We start from the raw sequence: 13,310 nt of genomic DNA on the forward strand, positions 1-13,310 counted from the left end.
CCGCAATCAAGCGGACGGCCCCATACATGTCGCTTCGCGTGTCGCTCTCGCGCGTGGTCGCTGTTACATGCGCTCGGGCGCGGAGACGCCGATCACCGCAAGACCGTTCGCGAGCACCTGGCGCGTGGCCGCGAGCAGGGCGACGCGGGCGTCGCGCTCGGCGGCATCATCGACGAGTACGCGTTCGGCATTGTAGAACGAGTGAAACTCGGCGGCGAGTTCGCGCAGATAGAACGCCACGGCGTGCGGTGCGAGTTCGGCGGCGGCGTGCGTGAGCATGTCGGGGAACTCGCCGAGCTTCGCGATCAGTGCGAGCGAGCGCTCGCTCGACAGCGGCGCGAGACCGACCTTGGGCAGCGCAGCCAGGTTGCCGCCGTGCTTCGCCTGCCAGTCGTTCAGGATCGACGAGATCCGCGCGTGCGCGTACTGCACGTAGTACACGGGGTTTTCATCGTTCTGCTTGAGCGCGAGGTCGATGTCGAACACGAATTCGGTGTCGGCCTTACGGGAGATGAGGAAGAAGCGCACGGCGTCGCGGCCGCGGCGGATCGTGGCCTCGTCGAGCAGTTCGGGCGAGACTTCGCTGTCCGGCGTGGCGCCGCCCGACCATTCGATCAGATCGCGCACCGTCACGTAACTGCCCGCGCGCTTGGAGATCTTCACTTCCTGGCCGTCGCGCATCACGGTGACCATCTTGTGCAGCACGTAGTCGGGATAGCCCTTCGGAATGCCGATGCCGAGCGCCTGCAGGCCCGCGCGCACGCGTGCGATGGTGCCGTGGTGGTCCGAGCCCTGCACGTTGATGACCTTCGTGAAGCCGCGCTCCCACTTGGTGACGTGGTAGGCGACGTCGGGCAGGAAGTACGTGTAGGTGCCGTCGGACTTGCGCATCACGCGGTCCTTGTCGTCACCGTAGTCGGTGGTCTTGAGCCACAGCGCGCCGCCCTCGTCGTAGGTCTCTCCCGACGCGACCAGTGCCTCGACGGTCTTCTCCACGCGGCCTTCGGTGTAAAGCGACGATTCGAGGTAATAGCGGTCGAATTTCACGCCGAACGCCTGCAGATCCAGATCCTGCTCGTGGCGCAGATACGCGACGGCGAAGCGGCGGATTGCGTCGATGTCTTCGGGATCCTGCGCGCCCTTCACCGGCTCGCCGTCCTTCGCGGCGACCGTTTCGCCCGCGAGATAGTCCTGCGCGATATCGGCGATGTACTCGCCGTTGTACGCGGATTCGGGCCAGCCCGCGTCGCCGGGCTTCAGGCCGCGCGCGCGCGCCTGGGTCGAGACGGCGAGATTGTGGATCTGCACGCCCGCGTCGTTGTAATAGAACTCGCGGTGCACGTCGTAGCCCTGCGAGGCGAGCACGTTGGAAATGGCGTCGCCGAGCGCGGCCTGGCGGCCGTGGCCGACGTGCAGCGGGCCCGTGGGGTTCGCGGACACGAACTCGACCAGCACGCGCTTGCCCGCTTCCAGCTTCGAGCGGCCGAACGCCTCGCCTTCGGCGAACACGGCGCCGATTACGTCGCGTTTCGAGCTCGCCGTGAGGCGCAGGTTGATGAAGCCGGGGCCGGCCACTTCGGCCGCTTCGACGAGGCCCGCGGCTGCAGGCAGCGCGAGCGCGGCATCGACGATCTGCTGCGCAAGCTGGCGCGGATTGGCGCGCAGCGGCTTGGCGAGCTGCATCGCGACGTTGCAGGCGACGTCGCCGTGCGCGGCGACCTTGGGTCGCTCGAGCGTGATGGCGGGCATGACGAATGCCGATTCGGTGGCCCCTTCGATGGCTTTGGCCACCTGACCAACTGCGTCGGCGAGCAGGGTCTCCAGGGTGTGTTTCTGTGCGGGCAGCATGCTTGTTGCAGATCCTGTGCGGGTGATTGGGTGCGGTCCGATGACACGGGCCGGGGCGTGCCGTCAGTGTGCCGTCGACTGCGACGGGTGAGGGCGGGCGTGGTGGCCGTGGCTCGCGCGCGCTGTCTGGCGCGAATCCGGCCCGCGCCTTGCCGGCCGCGCCCTACGGGTAATTCGTTCAGAGGGATTTTAGCAGGTGCTAATATGTGTAATGCGATGCCCTGCAAGGGCGGACGCGGCCCCGCAGGCAGCCGCCGCGCGGGTGCCTTGCCGGGTGGGCTTGTCGGCTGCGCGATGGGCGTGTTTCGCGGTTTGTCGGCCGGAAGGTGCGGACCTCAAAAATCAAAAGGGAGCAGTCATGCTGGTTACATTCAAATGCCATGCGGCGCCTGATGTCATGATGATGGACAACCTCGCACAGTACCTGCTCGGCATCATCGGCAAACGGCTTGCAGCGCGCGGCGTGATTACCCACGACGAACTCGATACCGCGATCACGAAGCTCGAAACGGCGATCGCCACGGACAAGAAGGAGGGCGCCGAGCACCAGGGCCACTTCCACGAAGGCGAGGACGATCACGCTCCCCACGAGTTGCCCGTTGGCCTTGCCCAGCGCGCGTTCCCGTTCCTCGACATGCTGCGCGCGGCGCGCAAGGAACAGAACGATATCGTGTGGGGCCTTTAAGGGCACACACGGGCCGGTCTGGCTGATGGCTTCGCGGGAGCGCGACCCGCGTTGCGTTGGCGCCGGTTTCTTCAGGACAAAAAAGAGCCCGCATTTGCGGGCTCTTTGCTTTTTGCGGGCCGCGTGACGCGGCATTGGACGTGGCTGCTGGCGGCTAGGCCGCGGCGGCGGTCGAGGCCGCGTCTTTTTTCGCCTTTTTCACCTTCGGTTTCTTCACATGCTTTTCAGTGGGCGCCGAGTACGACGACACGGCACTCGATTCCTGCGGCGCAACCGCCTGGGCAAACGACGGCTGGGCAAGCGCGGCGACGCCCAAGGCTGTCACCATCAACATCAGCTTCTTCATACGATTACTCCGTCGGTAGTTGCTTTTCATGACTTGCTGATGGGCCAGCCGGTATGGCGCCGGAGACGACGCAACGCGTCGCCTGCCGTAATCGCTTGACCGATACGGCCCTCAGGCCTGTGGAGGTGTCCCATCTTACAAAGACGAAGCGCCGCGTGCAGCAGAACGTTCAGGCCGCCGCACGCGCGCTTCCAGTTGTCACAGCAGCGGCGCGAGCGCGCGGCGGGCGTCCGCGTCGGAGAGTGCCATCCGGCGTGCGTAGTCTGCGAGCTGGTCGCCGCCGATCTTGCCCACCGAGAAATACGTGCTGTCCGGATGCGCGAGATAGAAACCCGAGACGCTCGCGGCCGGCAGCATCGCGAGCGATTCGGTCACGCTCATGCCGACTTCGTCTGCCTGCAGGAAGTCGAACATGTCGCGCTTCACGAGGTGGTCCGGGCACGCTGGATAGCCCGGGGCCGGACGGATGCCCGAATACTTCTCTGCGATGAGCGCGTCGTTGTCGAGCGTTTCGCTCGTCGCGTAGCCCCACAGGTCGCGGCGCACGCGTGCGTGCATCGCTTCGGCGAACGCTTCTGCGAAGCGGTCCGCGAGCGCCTTGAGCATGATCGCGCTGTAGTCGTCGTGGTCCTTTTCGAACTGCGCTTCTTTCACGTCCACGCCGATGCCCGCCGTCACCGCGAACATGCCGATATAGTCGGCCACGCCCGATTCCTTCGGCGCGATGAAGTCGGCGAGCGAGCGGTTCGGGCGCATCACGCCGTCCACCACAGGACGAACCGACTGCTGGCGCAGGTTGCGCCACGTGAGCGCCACCTTGCTGCGCGACTCGTCGGTGTAGATCTCGATGTCGTCGTCGCCCACGGTATTGGCGGGCAGGAGCGCGATCACGCCGTTCGCCTGGAGCCAGCGGCCCTGGATCAGGCGCGCCAGCATCGACTTCCCATCGGAGAACACCTTACGTGCCGATTCGCCGACGACCTCGTCGTTGAGAATCTGCGGATACGGACCCGCGAGATCCCACGTCTGGAAGAACGGACCCCAGTCGATGTAGTTCGCAAGTTCGTTGAGATCGAAGTTCTTGAACACGCGGCGGCCGATGAACTTCGGCTTCACGGGCTGATAGCTCTTCCAGTCGATCTTTGTTTTGTTGGCGCGCGCTTCTTCGAGCGTGACGAGCGGCTGTGCCTTCTTGTTCGCGTGCTGTTCGCGAATGCGCTCGTAGTCGCTCTTGAGTTCGTCGATGTATTTCGTCGCGCCTTCGTCCGAGAGCAGGCTCGACGCCACCGACACCGAACGCGACGCGTCCGGCACGTACACCACCGGTCCTTCGTAGTGCGGCGCGATCTTCACCGCGGTATGAACACGCGACGTGGTCGCGCCGCCGATCAGGAGCGGAATCTTCTTCACGCGGAAGTAGTCGTCGCGCTGCATTTCAGACGCGACATAGGACATCTCTTCGAGCGACGGCGTGATGAGCCCCGAAAGCCCGATGATGTCCGCGCCCTCGATCTTCGCCTTCGCGAGGATCTCGTTGCACGGCACCATGACGCCCATGTTGACGACTTCGAAGTTGTTGCACTGGAGCACGACCGACACGATGTTCTTGCCGATGTCGTGCACGTCGCCCTTCACGGTCGCGATCACGATCTTGCCTTTCGCGCGCACGTCGCCGCCTGCTTCGGCGAGCAGACGCTTTTCTTCTTCGATGAACGGAATCAGGTGCGCGACGGCCTGCTTCATCACGCGCGCCGATTTCACGACCTGCGGCAGGAACATCTTGCCCTGACCGAACAGGTCGCCGACGATGTTCATGCCGTCCATCAGCGGACCTTCGATCACGTTGATCGGGCGTCCGCCGCCGCCCATGATCTTCTGGCGCGCTTCTTCGGTGTCCTCGACGATGAAGTTCGTGATGCCATGCACGAGCGCATGCGCAAGACGCTTCTCGACATCCTGGTTACGCCATTCGAGGTTTTCTTCCTTCTTCGCCGCGCCGGTCTTGAACTTGTCTGCGATTTCGAGCAGACGGTCGGTCCCGTCGGCGCGGCGGTTGAGCACGACGTCTTCCACGCGCTCGCGCAGTTCCGGATCGAGGTCGGCATAGACGCCGAGCTGGCCCGCATTGACGATGCCCATGTCCATGCCAGCCTGGATCGCGTGGTAGAGGAACACGGTGTGGATCGCCTCGCGCACCGGATCGTTGCCGCGGAACGAGAACGACACGTTCGACACGCCACCGCTGATCTTCGCGTAAGGCAGGTTCTGCTTGATCCAGCGCGTCGCTTCGATGAAGTCGACGGCGTAGTTGTTGTGCTCTTCGATGCCCGTCGCCACCGCGAAGATGTTCGGGTCGAAGATGATGTCCTCGGGCGGGAAGCCCACTTCGTTCACGAGGATGTCGTACGAGCGCTTGCAGATTTCGGTTTTGCGCGCGAACGTGTCGGCCTGGCCCTGTTCGTCGAACGCCATCACGACGGTCGCTGCGCCATAGCGGCGAATCAGCTTCGCATGGTGAACGAACTGCTCCGTGCCTTCCTTCATCGAGATCGAATTGACGATCGCCTTGCCCTGCACGCATTGCAGGCCCGCTTCGATCACGTCCCACTTCGACGAGTCGATCATGATCGGCACGCGAGCGATATCGGGCTCGGACGCGATGAGGTTCATGAAGCGCACCATCGCCGCCTTCGAGTCGAGCATGGCTTCGTCCATGTTCACGTCGATGGCCTGCGCACCGTTTTCGACCTGCTGGCGCGCGACGGCGAGCGCTTCGTCGAACTGGGCGTTCAGGATCATCCGCGCGAAGGCCTTCGAGCCGGTCACGTTCGTGCGCTCGCCCACGTTGATGAACAGCGTGCCTTCCGTGACGTTGAAGGGTTCGAGGCCGGAGAGTCGCAGGGTATGGTCAGTCATGGCGTGGGGCCGGGTCGTCGGGTTGTCTTGGGTGGCGGCGGGGCTTGCACCCCGCGCGATTGCGGCACCGCGCTTCGCGGCCGCATCGTGAATCGTGAGTTCAGGCGGCGTCGCGATACTGGCCAGGCCAGCGGCGTGGTTTCACCTCGGCAAGCGCCTTGGCGATCGCGGCGATGTGATCGGGCGTCGTGCCGCAGCATCCGCCCGCGATGTTCACGAGGCCCGCCGAGGCGAATTCCTTGAGCAGTCCCGAGGTGTCGGCGGGGAGTTCGTCGAAGCCGGTGTCGCTCATCGGGTTCGGCAGGCCCGCGTTCGGGTAGCACGACACATACGTGTCGCACAGCTTCGCGAGTTCGGCGATGTACGGGCGCATCAGCGCCGCGCCGAGCGCGCAGTTCAAGCCGAACGTTAGCGGCTTCGCATGACGCAGCGAGTTCCAGAACGCCTCGACGGTCTGCCCCGAGAGAATGCGGCCCGATGCGTCGGTGACGGTGCCCGAGATCATGATCGGCAGTCGCTCGCCCGTGTCCTCGAACAACTGGTCGAGGGCGAACAGCGCGGCCTTGGCGTTCAGCGTGTCAAAGATCGTCTCGACGAGGAACAGGTCGCAGCCGCCGTCCATCAGGGCCTTCGCCTGCTGGTAGTACGCGGCGCGCAGTTCGTCGAACGTTACGTTGCGCGCGGCCGGATCGTTCACGTCGGGCGAGATGCTTGCGGTCTTCGGCGTCGGTCCGATCGCACCCGCGACGAAGCGCGGCTTGTCGGCGCTCGAGTACTTGTCGCACGCAGCACGCGCGAGCTTCGCCGATTCGAGGTTCATCTCGTCGACGAGGTCTTCCATGCCGTAATCGGCCTGGGCGACGGTGGTCGCGCCGAACGTGTTGGTTTCGATGATGTCGGCGCCCGCGGCGAGATACTGGTCGTGGATCTCGCGGATGATCTGCGGCTGCGTGATCGAGAGCAATTCGTTGTTGCCCTTGATATCGCGCCCGAAGTCCTTGAAGCGTTCGCCGCGATATGCGGCTTCGTCGAGCTTGTAGCGCTGGATCATCGTGCCCATCGCACCGTCGAGGATCAGGATGCGCGACGCGAGCAACGCGGGCAGGGCGGCCCCGCGCGTGTACTGGGCTGGAGCGGCGCTAAGAACGTTATCGGCAGGCTGGTTCATGGAAGGCGGAGGGCTTGGCGCCGGTTGAACGGTGAAACCCAATATTGTAGCCGCTGACGGGCAGATTCGCCGGGCGGCGGCGCTGTCCGCCGCGTAGGCGGCGCGGTGCGTGCGCGGATGGCTGCAGAAACCGGGGAACGCGCTGATACGGGCGGACTGCGGCGCGAACACGCTGCGCGACGAGCCTCAAACGTCCGCGAAAGACGCCAGGCTTCAGTGCGCTGGCTGAATGATTCCGTCGATCCGTTGAATCTTCAGGAGGAATGCGACGTTTCGGCGGTACAGTTCTTCCGGTTGAATTGCTGAATTGCGTAAGGACGTCGGCGTAACGCCATCACGAACGAGGACCACCATGAGCCTGTATCTGATCAAAAGCCAGGACATCGCTGAGATGGAGGGCACGAGAAAGACCCATTTCATCAACCCGAACGCAAAACGTATCAACAAGTCGCTAGGGGAAGCGACCGGCCTCACCGGATTCGGCTTCCATCTCATCGAGGTCGAGCCGGGCGATGAGACGACGGAGCATCACTTTCACCATCATGAGGACGAGTGCGTCTTCGTACTGAGCGGAACGGCGACCGCGGTGATCGGGGATGATGAATACCCCATCGGGCAAGGGGATTTCATCGGCTACAGGAAGGGGGGCTTGCCTCACTCGATCAGGAATACCGGTTCGGAGACCTTGCGCTGTATCGTTGTCGGAGAACGTCGTGCCCATGACGTTTGCGACTATCCTCGCCAAAACAAACGGCTGTACCGCAATTCGGACATGCCGAGGAATCTCGTGAACTGGTCCGATATCGAGGAGCCCGGTGGCGGTGTCGGCAAAAAGTGATGCTGCCGATCTCCCGGCAAAGAAACGAAGAAGCAGAAAAAGAAAACCCCGTCCGGCGATGCGGACGGGGTTTTCTGGGCGGATGTGGAGCGTCGCTAACGTGGGAGGTCAGTGAAGCACCACTGGATGCATCATGAGACTGTCGAATTGCCCGAGGAACTCGTCGACTTCATCGAGCGACGGTTCTTCCTCGATGAGCTTCTGCACATGCTCGCGAAAATGTGCCGCCATCACGCCGTCGATGAAGATCTCGCGCCGTGCATTCTTGTCGACGATTTCATAGCCACCCGACTTCATCGCGCCGTGACCATCCTCCGGCGGGAATTCGACGACACAATAGTTTGGACTGTTGTAGATCATTTGCATGGCGACACTCCTTTTTCCTGTGCTCCCTGGCTTCCTTACTGCAATACATGGAGCGTTGGTTCTGGAATTCAAGGGGGTCCCTCATTACTGCTCTTGTGGGCTGCTCTCTTTCTCGTTCTCGTGCTGCTTCCTGTATCAGGTGCTTCCGTTAGACCGATTGATGCAGAAACGTTTCAAGCAACGCCGTGAATCTGTGGGATTCCTCTACAGGGGCCAGATGTGCCGCGTCGAGGATCTCGAAACGTGCGTCCGCGATGGCGTCAGCGAGCGCTCGTGTGGCAGCAGCCGGCGTGCCGCTGTCGTAACGTCCGGCGACGGCGAGCGCTGGTACGCGCAGTTCTGCGAGCCGCTCGTGCGCGTCGAAATCACGCAGTGCCTCGCAGGCCATCGCATAACCTTCTGAAGCTGTCCGTAATAAAACGTCACAAATTACTTTGACGGTTTCGCCGTGTGCCTGGCGGAATTCCGGCGTGAACCAGCGCTCCATCGTGGCGTTCGCGAGCATCACTGTGCCTTCGCGGCGCACGAGCGCGGCACGTTGGGTCCACATGTCGCGTGCTTCGTGTGGCGTGCGGCTCGACGTGTCGCAAAGCGTCAGCGAGAGCACGCGCGCCGGATAGTCGATTGCAAACTGCTGCGCGATCATGCCGCCCATCGACACACCGACGAGGTGCGTTCTCGTTACGCCGTTCGTATCGAGGATGGCGTTGAGATCGGCGGCAAGCTGTGCGAAGCCGAACGGTTCGCGCGAAATCGCGCTGGCTCCGTGACCGCGCACGTCATAGCGCAGCACGTTGTAGCGATGACGAAAATGACCGGCCAGGTGGTCCCACACGGTGTGATCGCCGCCCAGTTGATGCACGAACGTGAGCGCGGGTCCGCCACTTCGCGCATCGAGGACGTAGTGCGTATCGATGCCGTTGACAGTCACTTGCATGGTTTCCTCCTTCACGTTGCCGGGTCGGGAGTCAGGCCGTCTGCGAGGTGCTGCGTGGACGTGATGCCGGTGGAGCAACCCGCGCGCTAAAACGTGCGCGGGACGGTATGGGGTGCGGTCCCCGGAATTCATATTGGCAGCGCGCTTCGATTTTTTCGTCTGTTCTTTTCTTCAGATTGAGGCGGTGCGAAGTGCAATGCTGGAAGCTGTGATGACGATCGAGGATGCAGTGAATGGACTGCCAAATGTTCCCGATAACGTTCGCTTCCGGTGTTTGCAGTATGCGCTATTTCACGGCGACTTGCCGAGTGATGAACCGCACTGATCGCGTTCGATTGTGAGCGCGTGTTACCGCACGTTTCGACTGGGCGTTGCTGATACGTGCTTCGACGTTCAGGGCTTGATGGTGTCACTCATGCCAGGTATTGCATCCCGGCCTGCGTGTATTGGCGAAGGCGCAGCCGGTAACGCTTCCGATTGCGGCGCCATGTCGGGAGGCGATGAAGTTTGCGATCCGGTCACGGGCGTCACTGATGCGGGCGATTCTGGCGTCGCGTTGCCCGCGGACGCTGCCCCTGTTTCGCTCGATGGCGCTGCTTCGATCGCAGGCGCCGCCGCGCTCGCACCGTTGCCTGCCGTGCCTGTGCCGCCGGTGTCGTTCGATGCGACCGGTTTGACGGCACCACGCCACAGCAATTCGAATTCCGTACCATTGGGCTCGGTCTGCACGAGCCGTACCGGCAGCCAGCCAAGCGACGGCGCGAGCCACACATCGATGCGCCGCTTGTCGCCCTCGCGGCGAGGCAGTCGCATGAAGTGGCGCGCCGTGAGATACCCGTGATATGTCCGCACCGTCTCGTCGCCGATCGTCGTTACGGGCCAGGTCTCGGCACTGTCGTTGTCGGCGACGTAGAACTCGCGCGTGACGCCGGGCTGGTATGCGGCGGGGTCCCCGCGAACGAGGCTCGCGAGTTGCATCACCATGCTGAAGCGATCCTGCGCGGCGTCGGGCAACGCACGCGAGACCGGCGTGCGCGTGAACACGATCTGCTTGTCGCTGCGGTTGAAGTGGGTGACCTCCTCGGGGCGATGACCTCGCTTCTCGACGTACTTGTCAGGAGCCAGGCCGAACGCGTCCACGTGTCCGCTGCTCGTCCAGCTGAACGTGCCGACGAACGGCAGCGGCACCGATACCACCATGTCGTAACGCTCGCCATCGCTCATCCAATGGATCGTGCCCGGCTGGTTGCGCACGCCGTTATAAAACGTGTCGTACTGCAGATCGCCCGAGGGCGGGATCGAGAACTTCACGCCGTGCGACGCGTTCGCAGCGGGCGCCGAAGGCGTATTGCCGGTGCCCGCCGCAGCGTTCGCGTTGGCGTTCTGATTCAGGCTCGCGGCCGTCGATGTGCCGGTTGCGGCGGTGTCCGACGCCGCGGTATCGGCGGCGGCGCTTGTCGTGGGCTGTTCCGCCGGCAACGACGCATGCGGCTGCGGCGGCGTAATGGCACGGAGCGTGTGTGGGTCAGGCGCTTTGCGGTGCACGGGACGCGGGGCCGGTTTCAGCGCGTGCGCGGACAGCGACGCGGGATGTGCTTCGCGTTCGATACGCGCGGGCTTCAGCAGGGCGACCTGGACCGGCACGTGCACCGTGGTGACGGGTGGTGGAGCATCGCGATGACGCTCGAACCACTCGCCGGCGACCCCGTGCAGGATCGTCACCGCGACGAACGCCGTCACCCAGCGCCACGCGTATGCGCGGCGCGGCCGGACAGGGCCGGGGCGGGTGGGGACGGTGGCGGTCGACATGGGTTGGCGCGTTGGCGATGACGATGAACGTTAATGTGACATGAACCGGGTTCGACCGTGCACAGCGACGCGACGTTCCACTCCGGCGGTTGCGTGCCGATGGTGGTTCAGCGTTCGTCTGGACTGTACCCCAATTCCCAGGACAGCTTCTGCGCGCACGCGCGCAATGCCGTATCGACCGAGCCGCTCCAGCGGATGTCGAACGCGCCTTCGTGACCGAGCGCGATCAGGCCGAGCGCGAGGTCGCCGGTTGCGTCGAAGACCGGTGTGCAGAACGCGTGGATCGTCGGCAGAAGCATGCCTTCGACGCGCGCCGCGCCGTGTTCGCGCACTTCGGCCAGTGCGCGTTCGAGTTGCTCGGCCGTGCGCGGTGTCGAGCCCGTCGTGAAGTGCTGCGCGCCGCTGAGTTCGCGCTCGATCAACGGGCCGGTCTTGCTGCGCGGCAGGTACGCGGCGAACAGCAGGCCGGTGGCGGAGCTGAGCATCGGCATCACGTCGCCGAGCTTGAGCGATGCCTTCGCCGGATGGCTCGACTCGATCCAGTGGACGACGGTGGGCCCCTGATTGCCCCACACGGCGATGCCGAGCGTGACGTCGAGCGCATCGTGCATTTCTGCCAGCGCCAGTCGTGCGAGCTTGACGCCATCGACGCGAGCGAGTCGCGCGAGGCCCAGCTGCAGTGCGAAGCCGCCGAGTTCATAGCGCCCCGAGAGCGGGTCCTGCGCGACTACGCCGAGCCGCAGAAAACTCACGAGATAACGGTGCGCCTTGGCCGGACTCATGCCCGCGCGCCGCGCGAGGTCGCGCAGCATCATCGCGCGCGGCTCGCTGGTCAGCACTTCCAGTAGACGAAAACCCACCTCGATCGACTGGATGCCCGATCGCAGTTTTTCTTCGCTGCCAGCGGAGGCGTCGGGGTTGTCGTGGGCGTCGGCGAGGTCGTCCGGGCCGAGGTCGTCCGTGGCGGCCGGGTCGGTCGGACCGGCGGCAAAGCGCGGGGCGGTGCGTGCGGTTGGTGGCATGGATATCGTTCTGGTCAGGGCAACAGCGAGTGGCGTAACGGGCGGCAACACGGCGAGCAAGACAGCGCGGGCTGGGCGCGTCGGCGTAGCCTGGCCGCAGAGACGGGCGGCGCGGCTACGGTTTCAGCGGCCATCGCCCGCGGTGGCTGCCAAAGCCACCGCAAGCCCCGAGCCACGGCCCCAGCGCGGGAGTGGCCTGCCACCCATGTGCCGCCACCACTTTGGCTGCGCGGATTCACCATCGTAGAATACATTTCCTCTATCGTCATCCGGACAACGCCCGCTTCCATGAAACTTGCCACACTGAAGGACGGCACCCGCGACGGCCAGCTGATCGTCGTTTCCCGCGACCTGCGCACCGCCGCCATCGCCGACCAGGTCGCGCCCACGCTGCAACGCGCGCTCGACGACTGGCGCTTTTACGCGCCGCAGTTGCTCGATCTCTACGATGCGCTCAACCAGGGCCGGGCCCGCAACGCCTTCAATTTCGATGCCCGCGAGTGCATGGCGCCGCTGCCGCGTGCGTATCAATGGGCGGACGGATCGTCGTATGTGAATCACGTCGAGCTCGTGCGCCGCGCGCGCGGCGCCGAAATGCCTCCGGAGTTCTGGACCGATCCGCTCATGTACCAGGGCGGCAGCGATGACTTCATCGGCCCCGCCGACGACATCGTGTGCGCATCCGAATCGTTCGGCATCGACTTCGAGGCCGAGGTCGCGGTGATCACCGGCGACGTGCCGATGAGCGTTACGCCCGACGAAGCGCTCAAAGCCGTGCGTCTCGTCACGCTTGTCAACGACGTTTCGCTGCGCAACCTGATTCCAGCCGAACTCGCGAAGGGTTTTGTCTTTTTCCAGAGCAAGCCGGCCACGTCGTTCGCGCCGGTCGCGGTGACGCCCGACGAACTCGGCGGCCACTGGCGCGAGGGCCGCGTGCATCTGCCGATGCTCGTCCACTGGAACGGCAAGAAGGTCGGCCAGCCCGACGCGGGAACGGACATGGTGTTCCACTTCGGCCAGTTGATCGCGCACGCGGCGAAGACCCGCAATCTGCGCGCGGGCGCGATCGTCGGGTCGGGCACGATCTCGAACAAGGACGCGAAGCGCGGCTACTGCTGCATCGCCGAGAAGCGCTGCCTTGAAATGATCGAGCATGGCGAGGCGCGCACGGAATTCATGAAGTTCGGCGACTCCGTGAAGATCGAAATGCTCGACGAGGCTGGTAAGTCGGTTTTCGGTGCGATCGATCAGGCGGTGGTGCCGTTGCATGAAGCGGCCGGAGTGTGACGTGAGCGTGGCGCGCTTGTATAGGAGGCTCGTGCGAGATGCCCTCCGAAAGGGTTTCGCCGGATGCCGCATCCGGCACGCGCCGCTA

At 64.2% G+C, this 13,310-nt stretch carries 11 protein-coding genes; 3 read left to right on the forward strand and 8 right to left on the reverse strand.

Going from position 1 to position 13,310, the window contains the following annotated elements; translation table 11 throughout:
- Positions 1–63: 63 nt before the first annotated feature.
- Positions 64–1,848, reverse strand: coding sequence for an arginine--tRNA ligase (argS, locus tag L0U80_RS01070; protein WP_233861957.1), 1,785 nt, complete (start codon positions 1,846–1,848; stop codon positions 64–66).
- 358 nt (positions 1,849–2,206) lie between these two features.
- Between argS and L0U80_RS01075 the strand changes: the two genes are divergently transcribed.
- On the forward strand, positions 2,207–2,533 hold the full coding sequence (locus L0U80_RS01075; protein WP_233861959.1) for a DUF1840 domain-containing protein: 327 nt from the start codon (positions 2,207–2,209) through the stop codon (positions 2,531–2,533).
- Positions 2,534–2,687: 154 nt separating this feature from the next.
- Here L0U80_RS01075 and L0U80_RS01080 read toward each other — a convergent pair whose 3' ends face one another.
- From L0U80_RS01080 to L0U80_RS01090, 3 genes are all read right to left on the reverse strand, one after another.
- Positions 2,688–2,879 carry an acid-shock protein gene (locus tag L0U80_RS01080; protein WP_233861961.1) on the reverse strand — a complete coding sequence of 64 codons (192 nt, stop codon included), beginning with the start codon at positions 2,877–2,879 and terminating at the stop codon, positions 2,688–2,690.
- 198 nt (positions 2,880–3,077) lie between these two features.
- Positions 3,078–5,795 (reverse strand): methionine synthase, encoded by a 2,718-nt coding sequence (gene metH / locus L0U80_RS01085; RefSeq protein ID WP_233861963.1) that lies wholly within the window; start codon positions 5,793–5,795, stop codon positions 3,078–3,080.
- A 100-nt stretch (positions 5,796–5,895) separates the two neighbouring features.
- Positions 5,896–6,963, reverse strand: coding sequence for a homocysteine S-methyltransferase family protein (locus L0U80_RS01090; protein WP_233861965.1), 1,068 nt, complete (start codon positions 6,961–6,963; stop codon positions 5,896–5,898).
- 352 nt (positions 6,964–7,315) lie between these two features.
- On the opposite strand from L0U80_RS01090, the gene L0U80_RS01095 reads away from it, so the two are divergent.
- Positions 7,316–7,801, forward strand: coding sequence for a cupin domain-containing protein (locus tag L0U80_RS01095; protein ID WP_233861967.1), 486 nt, complete (start codon positions 7,316–7,318; stop codon positions 7,799–7,801).
- Between the two features lie 108 nt (positions 7,802–7,909).
- Here the strand turns inward: L0U80_RS01095 and L0U80_RS01100 are convergent, their stop codons facing one another.
- The 4 genes from L0U80_RS01100 to L0U80_RS01115 all read right to left on the reverse strand — a co-directional run bounded on the left by L0U80_RS01100 (position 7,910) and on the right by L0U80_RS01115 (position 11,935).
- A complete protein-coding gene (locus tag L0U80_RS01100) occupies positions 7,910–8,167 on the reverse strand; it encodes a BTH_I0359 family protein (RefSeq protein ID WP_124152353.1) in 258 nt (85 codons plus the stop codon).
- Between the two features lie 148 nt (positions 8,168–8,315).
- The gene (locus tag L0U80_RS01105; protein ID WP_233861969.1) at positions 8,316–9,104 is read right to left on the reverse strand and encodes an alpha/beta fold hydrolase; all 789 of its coding nucleotides are present in this window, start codon (positions 9,102–9,104) and stop codon (positions 8,316–8,318) included.
- Between the two features lie 393 nt (positions 9,105–9,497).
- On the reverse strand, positions 9,498–10,913 hold the full coding sequence (locus L0U80_RS01110) for a DUF3108 domain-containing protein (protein ID WP_233861971.1): 1,416 nt from the start codon (positions 10,911–10,913) through the stop codon (positions 9,498–9,500).
- A 107-nt stretch (positions 10,914–11,020) separates the two neighbouring features.
- Positions 11,021–11,935 carry an IclR family transcriptional regulator gene (locus tag L0U80_RS01115; RefSeq protein ID WP_233861973.1) on the reverse strand — a complete coding sequence of 305 codons (915 nt, stop codon included), beginning with the start codon at positions 11,933–11,935 and terminating at the stop codon, positions 11,021–11,023.
- 288 nt (positions 11,936–12,223) lie between these two features.
- Here L0U80_RS01115 and L0U80_RS01120 point away from each other — a divergent pair, with 288 nt between their 5' ends.
- On the forward strand, positions 12,224–13,222 hold the full coding sequence (locus tag L0U80_RS01120) for a fumarylacetoacetate hydrolase family protein (RefSeq protein WP_233861975.1): 999 nt from the start codon (positions 12,224–12,226) through the stop codon (positions 13,220–13,222).
- Positions 13,223–13,310 lie beyond the last annotated feature (88 nt).

This window comes from Paraburkholderia adhaesiva (assembly GCF_021390575.1).
Lineage (GTDB): Bacteria > Pseudomonadota > Gammaproteobacteria > Burkholderiales > Burkholderiaceae > Paraburkholderia > Paraburkholderia adhaesiva.

Coding starts and splice junctions, on each gene's coding strand:
- L0U80_RS01090 (WP_233861965.1), bottom strand. CDS start 6,963: ATGAACCAGCCTGCCGATAACGTTCTTAGCGCCGCTCCAGCCCAGTAC.
- L0U80_RS01105 (WP_233861969.1), bottom strand. CDS start 9,104: ATGCAAGTGACTGTCAACGGCATCGATACGCACTACGTCCTCGATGCG.
- L0U80_RS01110 (WP_233861971.1), bottom strand. CDS start 10,913: ATGTCGACCGCCACCGTCCCCACCCGCCCCGGCCCTGTCCGGCCGCGC.
- argS (WP_233861957.1), bottom strand. CDS start 1,848: ATGCTGCCCGCACAGAAACACACCCTGGAGACCCTGCTCGCCGACGCA.
- L0U80_RS01095 (WP_233861967.1), top strand. CDS start 7,316: ATGAGCCTGTATCTGATCAAAAGCCAGGACATCGCTGAGATGGAGGGC.
- L0U80_RS01075 (WP_233861959.1), top strand. CDS start 2,207: ATGCTGGTTACATTCAAATGCCATGCGGCGCCTGATGTCATGATGATG.
- L0U80_RS01115 (WP_233861973.1), bottom strand. CDS start 11,935: ATGCCACCAACCGCACGCACCGCCCCGCGCTTTGCCGCCGGTCCGACC.
- L0U80_RS01100 (WP_124152353.1), bottom strand. CDS start 8,167: ATGCAAATGATCTACAACAGTCCAAACTATTGTGTCGTCGAATTCCCG.
- metH (WP_233861963.1), bottom strand. CDS start 5,795: ATGACTGACCATACCCTGCGACTCTCCGGCCTCGAACCCTTCAACGTC.
- L0U80_RS01120 (WP_233861975.1), top strand. CDS start 12,224: ATGAAACTTGCCACACTGAAGGACGGCACCCGCGACGGCCAGCTGATC.
- L0U80_RS01080 (WP_233861961.1), bottom strand. CDS start 2,879: ATGAAGAAGCTGATGTTGATGGTGACAGCCTTGGGCGTCGCCGCGCTT.